We start from the raw sequence: 15,866 nt of genomic DNA on the forward strand, positions 1-15,866 counted from the left end.
AAGATTACCCGCATTGTGCGACTGCATAGAAGTTGCGTGGGGAAAATCCCGTCCATTGGACTTGTCCCCGGTTTTTTCGCCGAATTGGACCTGTCATTGCCCGGCACCAGGGCCTACCGTGAAGGCCTCGAATACCACGGAGCCCGCCATGAGCCCGCGTCTGGATTACTACACCGCATCCCCCGGGGCGATGCGAGCCATGATCGGCCTGGAAGCCCTGACCAGTCGCTTGAGTATCGAACCGGCGCTGCTGCACCTGATCAAGATCCGCGCCTCGCAACTCAATGGCTGTGCCTTTTGTACCGACATGCATTCGGTGGAGGCGCGACGCCAGGGCGAGACCGAGCGGCGGCTCTACGCGGTGGCGGTATGGCGTGACAGCGGTTTCTTCACGGCTCGCGAACGCGCCGCCCTGGCCTGGACCGAGGCGGTGACGCTGTTGGCTGAAAGCCAGGTGCCCGATGACGTCTATGCCCAGGCCCGGGCCTGCTTCAGCGAGGAGGAACTGGTGGACCTGACCCTGGCGATCAGCACCATCAATAGCTGGAACCGGCTGGCGGTGAGTTTTCGCCAGAGTCCGGGTGGCTGAGTTTCAGTCGTTTAGCGCCTGGCAGGCCGCTATCGCGAGCAAGCTCGCTCCCACATGGGATGGGTCTGAACAGGCGTTTTGTGTTTCTCCCGGATCAATGTGGGAGCGAGCTTGCTCGCGATGAACGATAACGCGGTTTGATGTAGGGCAAAGGTCAATTGTCGCCGGGCGTCGGCGGCCGCTGGGGCTTGACCGACGTGCCGAATGTATTGCCCATGCGCACCCCCGTGGCCGCCGGGGTGGCCAGGCCGATGCTGTTCGGGGCGCGTTCGTTGACCGGCACGTTCATGGCGTCCTGGGCCCGTTGCGCCGCCTTCGCGGCCTGGGGGGCGTTGCCCATCTGCCGGCTCAGGCAGTTGTAGTCGGGGGTCTTGTAACCGCCCACGGTCACCTCGATACAGGCGGGGGCTTCTTCACCCTGGGCCCCGGGCAAGGCCATGACCAGCCCGAGGCCTGCCATCATGTTCATCCACTGTTTCATCTCCGACCTCCTGGCCCGTCGCAGCGGACGGTGCGTTGTCAGGGCATCAGTCTAGTGCGGCCTGGAGGATTTGTATCAGTTGTCATACGACATTCATAAACACCCCTCAGGATGACGATTTTCAACGGATACGTCAGTCGTGCAGCAGGGCAGAGCCGGGGGCGGACGCGGACGTGGATTGACCAGGACGCCCTTGGGGTGGCTGATGGTGTTGCTGTGTCTGCTGGCTGGGCCGATCCAGGCGGTTGGCCTGGTGGACCTGGACATCGAACCCCAGGAACTGACCACGGCGCTGGAGCAGTTCAGTCGCGCGACGGGCATGGCGGTGCTGGTGGACCACCAGTTGTCGAGCCAGCGCCAGACACTGGGTGTGCAGGGACGGTTTCCCCCCTCCGAAGGCTTGCGGGTGTTGCTCAGCGGCACCGGGCTGGCGGCGCATTATGCCCGGGCGGATGCGTTCACGTTGCAGCCGGTGCGGGTCCGCGAGGTGCCGCTGCCTGCCGGTGTCACCCCGGGCCTGAGTGACAGCAACTACGCGGCAGCCATCCAGACGGTCATCCAGCGCAATTTATGTCGTTCACCGTTGACCCGCCCGGGCAGTTTTCGGGCGGTGCTGCAAGTGTGGATCGGCCGGGACGGCGTGGTTCAGCACAGCCGCCTGGTCAGTTCCACGGGCGACCTGATGCGGGACAAGGCCCTGGTCAACAGTTTGCAGAACCTCAGGATCGACCGCCCGGCGCCCAGTTCGTTGCGCCAGCCGGTGACCCTGCTTTTGTTACCCGACTCATCAGGAAAAAGCATGGAATGCATGACAGGGGAAGGGGTGTCCGGGCGATGAAAGACACCGGTCGCAGCCCGTTGGTGAAGTTGTTCCTCACCTCCTATGAGGATTTCAGGGTGCGCCTGCGCAGGCGCCTGGGCTCCGAGGAACTGGCCAACGATGTGCTGCATGAAACCTACCTGCGGGTCGATCGCATGGTCGACCCGCCGGACATCGCCCAGCCCAGTGCCTATTTGTATCGCATGGCCCTGAACATCGCCGCCGACCGTCGGCAGGCCGATGCGCGCTTGCTCACAGGGGATGAAATCGAGGAATTGCTGCAAGTCTCGGATGAGGCGCTGGACCCGGCGCGGGTGGTCGGTGGGCAGAAGGAGTTGCAGACCTTGCTCAAGGCCTTGTACGAATTGCCGGCGCGCCGTCGCAGGATTTTCATCGCCGCCCGCCTGGAGGAAGCGCCGCACCTGGAAATCTCCCAGCGCTTCGGTATTTCCACCCGCATGGTGGAGAAGGAAATCAAGGCGGCGCTGGGGCATTGCGCCCTGCGCCTGGAAAGAAAAGTCATTCAGCGGTTCGGTCCCGGCGCGGGAAAACCGTCTTGAGAGTAGAGACCCGACCCTTTCATGAGTGTGTGTGCGCTTGAACATCTTCAGCATCGCTTCCCCTGATGCCACGCCCCAGGCCCGATTGGCCAGCGAGGCCCGAGATTGGCTGATCCTGCTGACCTCGGGGCGCGCCACCGTGGCCGATGCCCGGGCCTTGCGCCTGTGGTGCGGGCAAAGTCCTGAACATGCGCAGGCCTTTGAACAAGCCAAGGCGCTGTGGCATGGGCTGCAACCCGCCGCCGCAGCGTTGCAGGCGCCTCGGCATTTCGGCCGTCGGGCGTTGTTGGGTGGCGCCATCGCGGCATCGGCGGCTTTCCTGCTGATCCGCGCCACGGTGCCCGGCGGTGTTTTCGGGCTGGGGGCCGACTACATCACCGACGTCGGCGAACAGCGCCGAGTGGAATGGGTCGAGGGCGTCAGCCTGGAGCTCAACACCCAGACCCGTCTTAGCCGCCGCGCGCTGGCCGATGGCGGACAAGGGTTGGAATTGCTCAGTGGCGAAATTGAAGTGCAGGGGCGCAGTGCCCAGGTGGTCAGCGTCCAGGCCGGCGCCGGCTGGATCAGCGCCGCCCGGGCACGCTTCAATATCCGCTACACCGACCAGAGCGTTTGTGCGACCTGCCTGGAGGGCGTGGTGCAGGTCGAGGTGCAAGGCCAGCGGTTTAGCCTGGAACCGGGCATGCAACTGACTTACGAGCCCCATCGGGTGGGCGCGCCCAAGCGTGCCGATGTGTCGGCCGCCATTGCCTGGCGTGAGCAGGTCTTGGTGTTCAACGACGCGACCCTGGCCAGCGTCATCGATGAAATCAACCGCTACCGTCCCGGCATGTTGCTGCTGCTCAACCGCGAACTGGGCCAGCGCAAGGTCCAGGCACGGTTTCGCCTCGACCAGTTGGCGGGCGTGGCGCTGTTGATCCGCGATGCCTACGGCGCCAAGTGCACCGAATTGCCGGGTGGAGTGGTGGTGCTGAGCTGAGGCCGGCGTTGCCTGGCGGGCCCCATCGCGAGCAAGCTCGCTCCCACAAGGGCCCAAATCTTGAGCTCACCCGGTAACCCTGTGGGAGCGAGCTTGCTCGCGATGGGGCCGGTACATTCGACATCATCCTTGACAGATCCAACCGCTATCGCGAGCTAATCCAGCGGCCCCAGCACCTGTCGATAGGTTTCGGCCCCCTGAGGTGTCTGGCGAGTCAGGCTGACTTCGATGCCTGTCGGGTTTTCCTGGCGGTTGCCGCTGAGTTTGCGCCAGCCTTTTTCCGTGTCCCAGTAGCGCAGGCCGGCGTCGCTGACGTCACTGATCACGGCCACGCCCGGGCCGGGTGCGGGCAGGGGGTAGCGGTTGCGGGCCTGGCCTTGGGCGCGGTAAAGCGTGTCGCCCTTGAGCCACCAGCGCACCCGTTGCAGCTCGCCTTCCTGGGCCGCCGCCACGCGGATCACATCCAGGCGAAAGCCCCGACCTTCGGTGCTGCGCACGGTGAGGGCGGGCGGTGCGGTCGAGGGCTGGTCGTCGACGCCGGGTTTGACCGGTTCACTCAGCTCGATGCTGGCGCGCAGGGCCACGTCGCGCTCCAGTTGGTTCAATACCCGCAGCAGCGCTTCGGTCTGCTCGGTACTGGCCTGCAAATGGCTGTCGGCACGGGTCACGCTGTCCAGCCCGCGCCAGGCGATCAGGCTGACCACTGCCATCAGCAGGATCGCCACCATCACCTCCAGCAAAGTGAAGCCTTTCTCCCGGGCGCTCATTGGAGTTGCACCCGCCCGGCGGCGCTGCGTTGCACCGTGAGACTGTTCTGGCCGTCCGACAAGCGGATCTGCAAGGGTTCGCCGATCCATTCGGCATTCAACACGACCCGCTGCCTGGGTTCCACCCGCACCTCCATCGACGGACTCTGCCAGCGACGTCGACGCAGCTGCGGGTCGTCCTCGAAGCGATCGACCTCGGTGCCCCGGTCCGCGCGGCGACTGAAGCCAAAGCCCTTGGCATCCCAGCGCCAGGTAATCGGCCGCCCGTCGGTGCGTGCTTCGGTCTGGGCCAGTTGCAACAGTTGCACCAGCCGTTCGCCATCCTGGCGCAGCAACTTCAACGGGTCCGGCTTGATGCTCAGGCTCACGGCGGCACTGGCGATGCCGATGATCACCAGCACCACCATCAATTCGATCAGGGTAAAACCGCGTTGCTTGCCGAGGTTCATGTGCGCTCCTTTGCGTGAGCGTCATCCTGCACGGTGAAGATGATAAGGATGTGAAATAAAACGGAGAGAATTGACGCGTACGCTGCAAGCTGGAATCAAAAAAAGGAGATTCAGGCCATGGCGTTCATCGAGCGTGTGTCCCCGGCGCAAATCGTCCAGGTCGTGGGCTTGTTGGCAGCATTGGCCGGGGTGGCGACCTGGTCTTCGCTGCTGCTCACGTCGGCCGAGTCGCGCACGCCGGACGTCGCCCCGCAGCGCATGGCCGAGCGTTCCGATAACCCGGCGTTGCAATGGTTCTCCAACCAGCCGGCACCGGTGGACATCAAGGTCAGCGGCGTGATGGCCGGCACCCATGCCGCCGTGGCGATCCTCAGCCTCAACGACGGGCCGCCGCGCAGTTTCCTGGTGGGTGAACGCGTGGCCCAGGGGGTACGGTTGGTGGCGATCGAGGCGCAGGCGGTGGTCATCGAACGTGGCAACGAACAGACCCGACTGGTCCTGGCCCGGTTGCCGGATTCGGTGAGTTTGCCGTCCCTGACACGCCCCGAAAATCAGCGCTGAACCTCTGTGGCGAGGGAGCTTGCTCCCGCTCGGTTGCGCAGCAACCGCAAGATTTTGGGGCCGCTTCGCGACCCAGCGGGAGCAAGCTCCCTCGCCACAGGGGGGTGTCTGCCTTTATTTTTCCCGGCTGACCAACGTCTCCAGCCGAGCCAGCGGCGGAGCTTCGCGACTGCGGTCCGACACGCTCAGTTCAACCCGCAGCAGCCGGCCGTTTTCCGCCGGGCGCAGGGTCTGTTCGCAACGCAGCAGCAAGCGCCCCTGGTCGCACTCGAACACTTTGGAACCCTGGGCAAAACGGCCTTCCAGGCGCAACTGCGCCAGTTGGCTGCGAGCGGCCAGCAGGGCGATGGATTTGTCCCGCAGCAGGCCGTTGCTCTGGGTCATCACCGCCGCCACGCGCACGGCGGCCGACATGGCCACGGCGATGATCGCCAGGGCCACCAGCACTTCGATCAGGGTGAAGCCGGCTTGCGGAGCAGGGCGTGGCATGGCGCGGGCTCGGGTGCGAGGGCAGTCTTGAAGGGTAGCCGGCGTTCGTGACCGATTGACGACGCAAGCTCCTGAGCAATTTCAATATCACTGACATATTTTCTTGCAACACTGCGCCTCGAATCGAATCCAGCGAAGGACCGTCGAGATGCAGATCGCCCGTTACAATGCCCGTTCCCAAGGCCCTCGCGGGCAGCGGGGTTTCACCCTGATCGAAATCATGGTCGTGGTGGTGATCCTCGGCATCCTGGCGGCGATGGTGGTGCCCAAGGTCCTCGACCGCCCCGACCAGGCGCGGGCAACGGCGGCAAAACAGGACATTGGCGGCCTGATGCAAGCCTTGAAGCTGTATCGCCTGGACCACGGCAGTTACCCCAGCATGAACCAGGGCCTCAAGGTGCTGGTGGAGAAACCGGCCGATGCGAAAAACGGCACTTGGCGTTCCTACCTCGAGCGCCTGCCCAACGACCCGTGGGGCCGCCCCTACAACTACCTCAACCCCGGTGCCAACGGCGAAGTCGATATCTTTTCCCTGGGGGCCGACGGCCAGCCCGATGGCGACGGTGTGAATGCCGACATTGGCTCCTGGCAGTTGTAAGGGCCGTGATGCGAACGGATTCGCCCCTCGCGGCGAAGCAGCGCGGCATGGCGGTGATCAGTGCCTTGCTGATCGCCGCCGTGGTGGCGGTCATCGCCGGTGGCATGCTGACCCGCCAGACCCTGTTCACTCGCAGCCTGGAGGCCGAGCAGTTGCGTGTCCAGGGCTCGGCGCGGTTGCAGGGTGGCCTGCAACTGAGTCGTCAGTTGCTCTGGGATGCCCGGCAGCGCGATCCACTGACGCGCTTCGGCCAACCTTGGGCCAAACCTATCGTGATACCGGGTTCAGGCCAGATCGACACACCCTTCGAAGGCCAGTTGGAAGATGAGCAAGGCAAGTTCAACCTGCGCAATCTCGTCGCCAATGAGCGGGTGGACGAGGAGCAAGTGCGCGCCTTCGAACGCCTGTGCCAGCAATTGGGCGTGGCCGCGACGGTCCGCACGCGTATCGTCGAAAGAGTGGTCGAGGCCTATCCGCGCCTGTTGAATCCGCAGCGGGTGGACCAGGCGCCACAGGCCACTACCTTCAACAGTGGCCGCGAAACGTCGCCCCAGGCCGACAATACGCCGCTGGCCCCGACGCGCCCGATGCTGCGCACCTTGCAAGACTTGCGCAGCGTCAAAGGCGTCACCACGCGGTTACTGGACACACTGGCGCCTTACGTGACGATCCTGCCCACCAACACCTGGCTCAATGGCAACACCGCCAGTGCCCCGGTGCTGGCCGCCTACGTGCCGGGGCTGTCCCTGCAACGGGCCGAGGCGCTGGTCAGGGAGCGTGACGGCGGCCATTGGTTTATCAACCGCGGGGATTTCGTCAATCGCCTGCGCATGCCGGAGCTGGAGACCGCCAGCGTCAAGGTCGGCATCACCAGCGACTGGTTCCGCCTGCGCGGGCAGGCGCGCAGTGGTCAGCGGCGGGTCGAACTGGAGGCTTTGCTGCAACGCACCGAGGACCGCTTGCCCCAGGTGATCTGGTCAAGGGTGGGCGTATGACGCGCTTGCGCATCGCCCTGGCGCCGCTGGGCAGCCTGGACCTCGACAGCCCGGTGGCGTTTGCCTGGCTGGATCGCCAGGGCCAGGTCCGCGAGCAAGGCCGCAGCAGTCTTCGGGCGTTGGGCCAGGGCGGTAAAAACCTTTCGGTGGAGTGTTTCCTTCATCCCCGCGACAGCGTGTTGACCCGCCTGGAGTTGCCGCTGTTGCCAGCGGCCAAGATCAGCGCAGCGGTGACGTGCGCGGCCCAGGCCCTGATGCTCGGCGCCAGCGAACACATGCAGGTGGCCCATGGCCCACGTGACATTGACGGGCAGGTGCAGATCACCTGGCTGGACCGTGAATCCCTCGCCAATCTCGGGCGGCTGGTGCACCAGGCCGGCATGAAACTGCGTGGCCTCTACCCGGCGGCCTACGCCTTGCCGGTGCTGTCGGGGCCGGTGGCCTGCATCGAGGACGACCATCTGCTGGTACGCCATGGCCTGCAGCACGCCGTGGTGCAACCGTTGCAGGAGGAGGCGTTGGACGAGTGGCTGCTGGAAACGGGGGCTGGGCTGCACTGGATCGGCGCCGCGCCGCCACAATCTTCCCTCGACACCTTGGCGCAAGGCCAACGCTGGACGGGCCCTGCACCGGGTTGGGGTTTGCATGTCGGCCTTGCACGCAACGCCGTCAAGCACGGTGGTTGGGGCCGGGCGGTGGCGATCTGCGCGACAGCGCTGGCGGTGTGGGTGGTCGGGTTGAACCTCTATGCCGCCCGGGAAGCGGCCCAGGGCCAACGGCTCAAGGCGCAGATGAGCCAGCGGGTGAAACAGGCGTTTCCTGAGTTGCCGGTGATCCTCAACCCATTGCAGCAGGCACGCCAGCAAATCGCCGCGCGCCAGAGCGGTGCGGCGACCGACCCGGCCCAACGCTTTGCCAGCCTGGTGCAGCAGGCGGGCAGCGCCATGCCGTTCATGAGCGGCAATGTCCAGGCGTTGGTGTTCGAGAACGGTGAGTTGCGCTTGACTGTGGTGGCCGAGGCGCAGAAAACCGCCGCCGAAGAGGATTGGAAAATCCCCCTGGCCCAGGCCGGCATCGACGTCGCTGCCATCGACCAGGGCTGGCGCCTGCGGGTGGCCCCGACCGGCCAGGGTACGCAGGACGCCGACGAAGCCCCGGACGCCGACGATGAATAAGCACGCCCTGGCATTGGCGCGGGTCCGTTGGCAAACCTTTAACACGCGTTTGCGCACGTTCTGGCAGGGGCTCGCCGTGCGCGAACAAGCCGCCGTGGCCCTGGCCGCGCTGGTGTTGGGCGGCTGTCTGGTCTGGCTCGCGCTGATCCAGCCACCGCTCAAGACCATCGCCTACTGGCAAGCCGAAACCCCGAAGCTGCGATCGCAGACCGAGGCCCTCGAAGTGCTGTTGCGTGACGTCGCCGGGCCCGCGCAAGGCCTGCCCCTTGAAGCCGCCTTGCGCCAGAGCCTGGACGCCAGCGGCTTGAGCCAGCACTACCAATTGCAAGCGCCCGGCACCGAGCGTCCCGGCGCCTGGCAGCTCACGTTCGACCAGGCCCCGGCGGAGGCGGTCATCAGCTGGCTGCTGGGCAATCCACGGCCATTCTCCCTGGAGGTGATCGAAGCCCGTTTGCAGCGCACCGTCCTTGCCAATCCCGATAACCACGACAACCTCGATAACAGCGCCGGCACACTGTCCGGAACCGTTCGCATGGACCAGGCGCAAAGCGCTAAGGAAGCTTCATGAAAGGGGCCCGATACCCACGTCATTGGCGCAAGGCCGCGCCGCTGTTGTTGCTGGCGTTGAGTGCGTGCAACAGCACGCCACCCGCGTCGCAGCCACCGTTGCTGGTGGACAGCGAGCTGGGTATTCCGTTGGGGAGTACCCAGCGCAACGGCGATGCATTGCTCGATCGCCAGCGGGCCCAGGACCTGCGTGAACGCAAGCCCGCGGTGCGGCATCAGGTCGATCTCACCGCCCGTGCCCGAGAGCCCCGCAGCAATGCGCCGGCGCGCACGCCCCTGGGGGATCAACCGGTGACGCTGAATTTCGTCGAGGCGGATATCCAGGCGGTGGTGCGGGCCTTGTCCCGTTCCACCGGCCAACAGTTCCTGGTGGACCCGCGGGTCAAGGGCAACCTGACGCTGGTTTCCGAAGGCCAGGTCCCGGCCCATCAGGCCTACGACATGCTGCTGGCCGCGCTGCGCATGCAAGGCTTCAGCGTGGTAGACGTGGGCGGCGTGGCCCAGGTGGTACCGGAGGCCGATGCCAAGCTGTTGGGGGGGCCGATCTACAGCGCCGACAAACCGGCCGGCAACGGCATGCTGACGCGCACCTTCCGCCTGCAATACGAAAACGCGGTGAACCTGATCCCGGTGCTGCGCCCGATCGTGTCGCCGAACAATCCGATCAATGCCTACCCGGGCAACAACACCATTGTCGTCACCGATTACGCCGAAAACCTGTCGCGGGTGGCGCAGCTCATCGAAGGCATCGACACCCCGAGTGCCATTGACACCGATGTGGTGCCGATCCACAACGGCATCGCCGTCGACATCGCGCAAATGGTCTCTGACCTGCTGGAAACCCAGGGCGGCGACCAGACCCAGAAGATCAACGTGATTGGCGACCCTCGCTCCAATGCCATCATCATCCGCGCTGGCAGCCCCGAGCGCACGGAGCTGGCGCGCAACCTGATCTACAAGCTCGACAACGCTCAGAACAACCCGAGCAACCTGCACGTGGTGTACCTGCGCAACGCCCAGGCCGGCAAACTGGCCCAGGCCCTGCGCGGTTTGCTCACCGGGGAAAGCGAAGGCGAGGGCAACGACAACTCGCGCTCGGTGCTCAGTGGCATGGGCGCCAATACCAACGGACAGAGTGGGCAGGGCAGCAGTGGCGATGGCACCAGCAGCACCACCAGCGGCAGTACGTCGACCAGCGGCAACGGCTACGCCCAGGGCAGCAACGGGACAACCTCCGCTTCGACGAAAACCGAACAGAGCACCGCTTTCAGCGCCGGCGGTGTCACCATCCAGGCCGACGCCACCACCAACACCTTGCTGATCTCCGCGCCGGACCCGCTGTACCGCAACCTGCGGGAAGTCATCGACCTGCTGGACCAGCGTCGCGCCCAAGTGGTGATCGAGAGCCTGATCGTCGAGGTCGGCGAGGACGACGCCAGCGAATTCGGCGTGCAATGGCAGACCGGCAACCTCGGTGGCAGCGGCGTGATTGGCGGGGTCAATCTCGGCGGCACGGGGCTCAACCTCAACGGCAAGACCAGCATCGATGTCTTGCCCCAGGGGCTGAACCTGGGTTTGGTCAACGGCACCGTGGACATTCCCGGTATCGGCAAGATCCTCGACCTCAAGGTCCTGGCCCGGGCCTTGAAGAGCAAGGGCGGCACCAATGTGCTGTCGACGCCGAACCTGCTGACCCTGGACAACGAAGCGGCGAGCATTTTCGTCGGCCAGACCATTCCCTTCGTCAGCGGCAGTTACGTCACGGGCGGGGGCGGCACCAGCAACAACCCGTTCCAGACCGTGACCCGCGAGGAGGTGGGTTTGAAGCTCAATGTCCGGCCGCAGATTTCCGAGGGCGGGACGGTCAAGCTCGACATCTACCAGGAGGTCAGCAGCGTCGATAATCGCGCTTCGAGCACCACGGGTATCGTCACCAACAAGCGCGCCATCGACACCAGCATCCTGCTCGACGACGGGCAGATCATGGTCCTTGGCGGGCTGTTGCAGGATGGCTACAGCCAGAGCAACGACGCGGTACCGTGGCTGTCGACCATTCCCGGGATCGGCGCGTTGTTTCGCAATGAACGGCGGCAGATCACCAAGACCAACCTGATGGTGTTCCTGCGGCCCTATATCATCCGCGACACGGCGGCGGGACGCGGCATCACCCTCAACCGCTACGACTTCATGCGCCGCGCCCAGGGCTTGCTGCAACCGGATCGCAGCTGGGCAATGCCGGACATGCAGGCCCCGCAACTGCCAGCCTCGGCGAGGGCGATCCCGGGGACGCCGCCTGCCGGTCCGCAGACGCCCAGGGCGGTGATCAAGGCGGTGCCGGTAACGGAGCCGATTGGACAATGAATTCCGTGGCGAGGGAGCTTGCTCCCGCTGGGTTGCGAAGCGACCCCAAAAAGATTGCATGTCATCTACCTGGCACACCGAGGTGCCTGGCTTTGGGGCTGCTGCGCAGCCCAGCGGGAGCAAGCTCCCTCGCCACAGTGGCTGGGTCAGTAGTAGAGGATGTGTGCCCATGAACACCCTCCCATACGCCTGGGCCAAGGCCCAGCGCCTGGTGTTGCGGCAGGCCGAGGACGGTGCGGTGCTGATGGTGTGCCCGTCCACGCCGGGCTGGTCCATCAGTGAAGTGCGCCGTCAGTTCGGCGAAGTGCGGCTGGAGCGGGTGCGCGACGAGGAGCTCGATGGGCTGCTCAACAGTGCCTATGCCGACACCGGCAGTGCTGCCGCGGTGGTGGGCGCGGCAGAGAACGAAGTCGACCTCGACCGGCTGATGCAGGACATCCCCGAGATCACCGACCTGCTGGACACCCAGGACGGCGCGCCGGTGATTCGCATGATCAATGCCTTGTTGACCCAGGCCGCACGGGATGAGGCCAGCGACATCCACATCGAACCCTACGAGAGCCATTCGGTGGTGCGCTATCGCGTCGACGGCACCCTGCGCGATGTGGTTTCGCCGCGCAAGGCCCTGCACGGTGCGCTGGTGTCGCGGATCAAGATCATGGCCCAGCTCGACATCGCCGAAAAACGCCTGCCCCAGGACGGCCGCATCGCCTTGCGCGTCGCCGGTCGACCGATCGATATCCGCGTCTCGACGGTGCCCACCGGTCACGGTGAGCGGGTGGTGATGCGGTTGCTGGACAAGCAGGCCGGCCGCCTGCAACTGGAAACGTTGGGGATGGACCCGGATGTACTGGGTAAGCTCGATCACCTGATCCGCCAGCCCCACGGCATCGTCCTGGTCACCGGCCCCACGGGCAGCGGCAAGACCACCAGCCTCTACGCCGCCCTGGCCCGGCTGGACGCCAGCGTCCACAACATCCTCACGGTGGAGGACCCGGTGGAATACGACCTGCCGGGCATCAGCCAGATCCAGGTCAACGCCAAGATCGACATGACCTTCGCCCTGGCGTTACGGGCGATCCTGCGCCAGGACCCGGACATCATCATGATCGGCGAAATCCGCGACCTGGAAACCGCACAAATCGCCGTGCAGGCGTCTCTCACCGGTCACCTGGTGCTGGCGACGCTGCACACCAACGACGCGGTGTCGGCCATCAATCGCCTGATCGACATGGGGGTCGAGCCGTTCCTGCTGGCCTCGTCGATGCTCGGCGTGCTGGCCCAGCGATTGGTGCGCAGGCTTTGCCCGCAGTGCAAGCAGCCGGATCCGGCCACGCCCGGCACCTGGCGCCCGGTGGGGTGCCCGAGCTGCAACCAGACCGGCTACAGCGGGCGTACCGGGATCCATGAACTGTTCTGCATCGACGATGACATCCGCACGCTGATTCACCAGGGGGCAGGGGAGCAGGCACTGCGCGCCGCCGCTCGCCAGGCCGGCATGTTCAGCATGCGCGAGGATGGCGAGCGCTGGGTGCGCAGTGGCACCACGGCCCCCGAAGAAATCCTGCGCGTGACACGGGACGCCTGATGAATCGCTACCGTTTCGAGGCCGCCGACGCCCAGGGCAAGATCGAATCCGGACACTTGGAAGCCGACAGCCAGGGGGCGGCCTTCAACCTGTTGCGCAGTCGCGGGCTGACGGCATTGCAGGTGCAGGTCGAGCGCAACACGACACCGGCCAACGGCGGTGGTTTGTTCAGCGCCAAACTCTCGGACAACGACCTGGCCTGGGCCACCCGGCAACTGGCGAGCCTGCTGGGCGCGAGCCTGCCGTTGGAAGCCGCGTTGAGCGCCACGGTGGAACAGGCCGAGCGCAAGCACATCGCCCAGACCTTGAGCGCGGTGCGCGCCGATGTGCGCAGCGGCATGCGCCTGGCCGAAGCCCTGGCGGCACGCCCCCGGGATTTTCCGGAAATCTATCGGGCGTTGATTGCCGCCGGTGAAGAGTCCGGCGACCTGGCTCAGGTGATGGAGCGATTGGCGGACTACATCGAAGAGCGCAACAACCTGCGGGGCAAGATCCTCACGGCGTTCATCTACCCCGGGGTGGTGGGGCTGGTGTCGGTCGCCATCGTGATTTTCCTGCTCAGCTACGTGGTGCCCCAGGTGGTCAGTGCATTTTCCCAGGCCCGCCAGGACCTGCCCGCGCTGACCGTGGCGATGCTCACCGCCAGTGATTTCATTCGGGCCTGGGGCTGGTTGTGTTTTGGCGTGCTGGCCGGTGGGTTCTGGAGTTGGCGCATGTATTTGCGCAAACCGGCGGCGCGGCTGAACTGGCACGCGCGGGTGTTGCGCCTGCCGCTGATCGGGCGTTTCGTACTGGGCCTCAACACCGCGCGCTTTGCCTCCACCCTGGCGATTCTCGGCGGAGCCGGGGTGCCGTTGCTGCGAGCGCTCGAAGCCGCACGCCAGACCCTGTCCAACGACCGCCTGAGCCAGAGCGTCAGCGAGGCCACCGCCAAGGTCCGCGAAGGGGTCAACCTGGCGGCGGCGCTGCGGGTGGAAAAAGTCTTCCCGCCGGTGCTGATCCACCTGATCGCCAGCGGCGAGAAAACCGGCTGCCTGCCACCGATGCTCGAACGCGCCGCGCAAACCCTGTCCCGAGACATCGAACGCCGGGCCATGGGCATGACGGCGCTGCTGGAGCCACTGATGATCGTGGTCATGGGCGGCGTAGTGCTGGTGATCGTCATGGCGGTGCTGTTGCCGATCATCGAGATCAATCAGTTGGTGCAGTAGCCCACCGCGCAAAAACCGTGGCGCGGGAGCAAGCTCCCTCGCCACAAAAGCACACCGAGCAAAATAGATGTTGACGCCGTCAACACCTCCCGAGCCTCACCATCGCCAAACTCGGGTTCCTCGTTCTGTCATCTTCCGTCGCCCGGCAACCATCCGCGGCCACCTCCACCGGCAGACCTTGCCGTTCCCCTGAAAAAACCGCCTGAACCCACAGCGCAGAGCCCTCGAACACCCGAGGAAAAAACTCGAAAAACAGCCCTCTGCTCCCGAGGTTTTTTCCTTTATCTGTCACCGGAAGCTGCGAATTTCTAACCCATGGCCTCACCCCATCGCCATCGGCACAGGACCGAGCGCCATGACGGCAAGCACGCGTCACCCAACCTACGTACGAACACGATGAAAGGAGATTCTTCATGTTTAAGCGCAACGTTCTCGCGGTATCCCTGACCCTCGCCGGCCTCTGCGCCGCTCAGGCCGCCATGGCTGATGTCAATGGCGGTGGTGCTACCTTGCCTCAGCCGCTGTACCAGACTTCCGGTGTACTGACCGCCGGTTTCGCCCCCTACATCGGCGTGGGCAGCGGTAACGGCAAACTGGCGTTCCTGAACAACGACTACACCAAGTTCGTGGCTGGCGACACCAGCAAGAACGTGCACTGGGCTGGCAGCGATTCGAAACTCAGCACCACTGAACTGAACAACTACGTCACTGCTCACGGTGCAGCCTGGGGCCCACTGATCCAGGTGCCTTCGGTCGCCACTTCGGTTGCCATTCCGTTCAACAAGACCGGCACTGCCAACGTTGACCTGAGCGTCAACCAACTCTGCGGCGTGTTCTCCGGCCGTCTGACCGACTGGAGCCAGATCACCGGTTCGGGCCGTACCGGCGCGATCACCGTGGTTTACCGTGCAGAAAGCAGTGGCACCACCGAGCTGTTCACCCGCTTCCTGAACGCCAAGTGCGCTGAAACCGGCACCTTCGCCATCACCACCAACTTCGCTTCCAGCTACAGCGGCGGCCTGCCAGCCGGCGCCGTTTCCGCCACTGGCAGCCAGGCTGTGATGACTGCAGTGAATGCCGCCCAAGGCCGTATCACCTACATGAGCCCGGACTACGCCGCTACCACTCTGGCCGGTCTGGATGACGCCACCAAGGTCGCCCGCGTTGCCGGTGTTTCCCCAGCCCCAGCCAACGTTTCGACTGCCATCGCCGCGGTTGCGGTACCGGCAGTAGCCAACCGTTCCAACCCGAACGCCTGGGTGCCGGTTTTCGCCGCTACCACCAACCCTAACGACCCAAGCGTCGTGGCCTACCCAACCACCGGCTACCCGATCCTGGGTTTCACCAACGTGATCTTCAGCCAGTGCTACGCCGACGCAACCCAGACCACCCAGGTGCGCAACTTCTTCAGCCGCCACTACGGTGCGTTGACCAACAACGATTCGGCCATCACTTCCAACCGTTTCGTGCCGCTGCCTTCGGCCTGGAAAACCGCTATTCGTGACTCCTTCGTCACTGCTTCGAGCGGCCTGAGCATCGGCAACACCAGCGTCTGCAACGCCATCGGTCGTCCGCTGTAAGCCCACGCTTGAACGACCTGCAATACCTGATCAGCAACGGCGTGAGCCGTTGCTGATTTTTGCGTAATGACTGAACTGACATAGCCACATGAAATT

The 15,866-nt window shown here is 64.9% G+C and carries 17 protein-coding genes; 13 read left to right on the top strand and 4 right to left on the bottom strand.

Annotated features, from left to right (window positions below; genetic code table 11):
* The first annotated feature begins 148 nt into the window (after positions 1-148).
* Positions 149-589 (top strand): carboxymuconolactone decarboxylase family protein, encoded by a 441-nt coding sequence (locus tag BLO80_RS10130; RefSeq protein ID WP_072404481.1) that lies wholly within the window; start codon positions 149-151, stop codon positions 587-589.
* 154 nt (positions 590-743) lie between these two features.
* Here BLO80_RS10130 and BLO80_RS10135 read toward each other — a convergent pair whose 3' ends face one another.
* Positions 744-1,070, bottom strand: a complete 327-nt coding sequence (locus tag BLO80_RS10135; protein ID WP_092327810.1) for a hypothetical protein — start codon at positions 1,068-1,070, stop codon at positions 744-746.
* Between the two features lie 205 nt (positions 1,071-1,275).
* On the opposite strand from BLO80_RS10135, the gene BLO80_RS10140 reads away from it, so the two are divergent.
* The 3 genes from BLO80_RS10140 to BLO80_RS10150 are packed head-to-tail and all read left to right on the top strand — an operon-like array spanning position 1,276 to position 3,429.
* A complete protein-coding gene (locus BLO80_RS10140; protein WP_092327811.1) occupies positions 1,276-1,908 on the top strand; it encodes a secretin and TonB N-terminal domain-containing protein in 633 nt (210 codons plus the stop codon).
* Entirely contained in the window at positions 1,905-2,450 is a 546-nt protein-coding gene (locus BLO80_RS10145) for a sigma-70 family RNA polymerase sigma factor (protein WP_092327813.1), read from the top strand. The genes BLO80_RS10140 and BLO80_RS10145 overlap by 4 nt, the downstream gene beginning before the upstream one ends.
* A gap of 37 nt (positions 2,451-2,487) precedes the next feature.
* The gene (locus tag BLO80_RS10150; protein ID WP_092327935.1) at positions 2,488-3,429 is read left to right on the top strand and encodes a FecR family protein; all 942 of its coding nucleotides are present in this window, start codon (positions 2,488-2,490) and stop codon (positions 3,427-3,429) included.
* A 155-nt stretch (positions 3,430-3,584) separates the two neighbouring features.
* On the opposite strand, the gene BLO80_RS10155 is transcribed toward BLO80_RS10150, so the two are convergent.
* Positions 3,585-4,196: a PulJ/GspJ family protein gene (locus BLO80_RS10155; RefSeq protein WP_092327814.1), complete on the bottom strand. Its 612-nt coding sequence runs from the start codon at positions 4,194-4,196 to the stop codon at positions 3,585-3,587.
* Complete coding sequence (gene gspH / locus BLO80_RS10160) at positions 4,193-4,645, bottom strand: type II secretion system minor pseudopilin GspH (RefSeq protein WP_092327816.1); 453 nt, start codon at positions 4,643-4,645, stop codon at positions 4,193-4,195. The genes BLO80_RS10155 and gspH overlap by 4 nt, the downstream gene beginning before the upstream one ends.
* Before the next feature lie 117 nt (positions 4,646-4,762).
* Here gspH and BLO80_RS10165 point away from each other — a divergent pair, with 117 nt between their 5' ends.
* Positions 4,763-5,206: a type II secretion system protein N gene (locus BLO80_RS10165; protein ID WP_092327817.1), complete on the top strand. Its 444-nt coding sequence runs from the start codon at positions 4,763-4,765 to the stop codon at positions 5,204-5,206.
* A 114-nt stretch (positions 5,207-5,320) separates the two neighbouring features.
* Here BLO80_RS10165 and gspI read toward each other — a convergent pair whose 3' ends face one another.
* The gene (gene gspI / locus BLO80_RS10170; protein ID WP_092198320.1) at positions 5,321-5,695 is read right to left on the bottom strand and encodes a type II secretion system minor pseudopilin GspI; all 375 of its coding nucleotides are present in this window, start codon (positions 5,693-5,695) and stop codon (positions 5,321-5,323) included.
* A gap of 148 nt (positions 5,696-5,843) precedes the next feature.
* Between gspI and gspG the strand changes: the two genes are divergently transcribed.
* The 8 genes from gspG to BLO80_RS10210 all read left to right on the top strand — a co-directional run bounded on the left by gspG (position 5,844) and on the right by BLO80_RS10210 (position 15,770).
* On the top strand, positions 5,844-6,293 hold the full coding sequence (gene gspG / locus BLO80_RS10175; protein WP_060742020.1) for a type II secretion system major pseudopilin GspG: 450 nt from the start codon (positions 5,844-5,846) through the stop codon (positions 6,291-6,293).
* Between the two features lie 8 nt (positions 6,294-6,301).
* Positions 6,302-7,288, top strand: coding sequence for a type II secretion system minor pseudopilin GspK (gspK, locus tag BLO80_RS10180; protein ID WP_092327819.1), 987 nt, complete (start codon positions 6,302-6,304; stop codon positions 7,286-7,288).
* The gene (gspL, locus tag BLO80_RS10185) at positions 7,285-8,463 is read left to right on the top strand and encodes a type II secretion system protein GspL (protein ID WP_092327820.1); all 1,179 of its coding nucleotides are present in this window, start codon (positions 7,285-7,287) and stop codon (positions 8,461-8,463) included. The genes gspK and gspL overlap by 4 nt, the downstream gene beginning before the upstream one ends.
* Positions 8,456-9,031: a type II secretion system protein GspM gene (gspM, locus tag BLO80_RS10190; RefSeq protein WP_092327822.1), complete on the top strand. Its 576-nt coding sequence runs from the start codon at positions 8,456-8,458 to the stop codon at positions 9,029-9,031. Before gspL ends, gspM begins: the two co-directional genes overlap by 8 nt.
* Complete coding sequence (gene gspD, locus BLO80_RS10195; protein ID WP_092327823.1) at positions 9,028-11,391, top strand: type II secretion system secretin GspD; 2,364 nt, start codon at positions 9,028-9,030, stop codon at positions 11,389-11,391. Before gspM ends, gspD begins: the two co-directional genes overlap by 4 nt.
* A 169-nt stretch (positions 11,392-11,560) precedes the next feature.
* The gene (gspE, locus tag BLO80_RS10200) at positions 11,561-12,979 is read left to right on the top strand and encodes a type II secretion system ATPase GspE (protein ID WP_092327825.1); all 1,419 of its coding nucleotides are present in this window, start codon (positions 11,561-11,563) and stop codon (positions 12,977-12,979) included.
* Positions 12,979-14,190, top strand: a complete 1,212-nt coding sequence (gspF, locus tag BLO80_RS10205) for a type II secretion system inner membrane protein GspF (RefSeq protein ID WP_060742025.1) — start codon at positions 12,979-12,981, stop codon at positions 14,188-14,190. The genes gspE and gspF overlap by 1 nt, the downstream gene beginning before the upstream one ends.
* Positions 14,191-14,603: 413 nt before the next feature.
* Entirely contained in the window at positions 14,604-15,770 is a 1,167-nt protein-coding gene (locus tag BLO80_RS10210; RefSeq protein WP_092327826.1) for a substrate-binding domain-containing protein, read from the top strand.
* Positions 15,771-15,866: the final 96 nt, after the last annotated feature.

Origin of the sequence: Pseudomonas sp. NFACC56-3 (genome assembly GCF_900100025.1) — a bacterium.
Lineage (GTDB): Bacteria > Pseudomonadota > Gammaproteobacteria > Pseudomonadales > Pseudomonadaceae > Aquipseudomonas > Aquipseudomonas fluorescens_AA.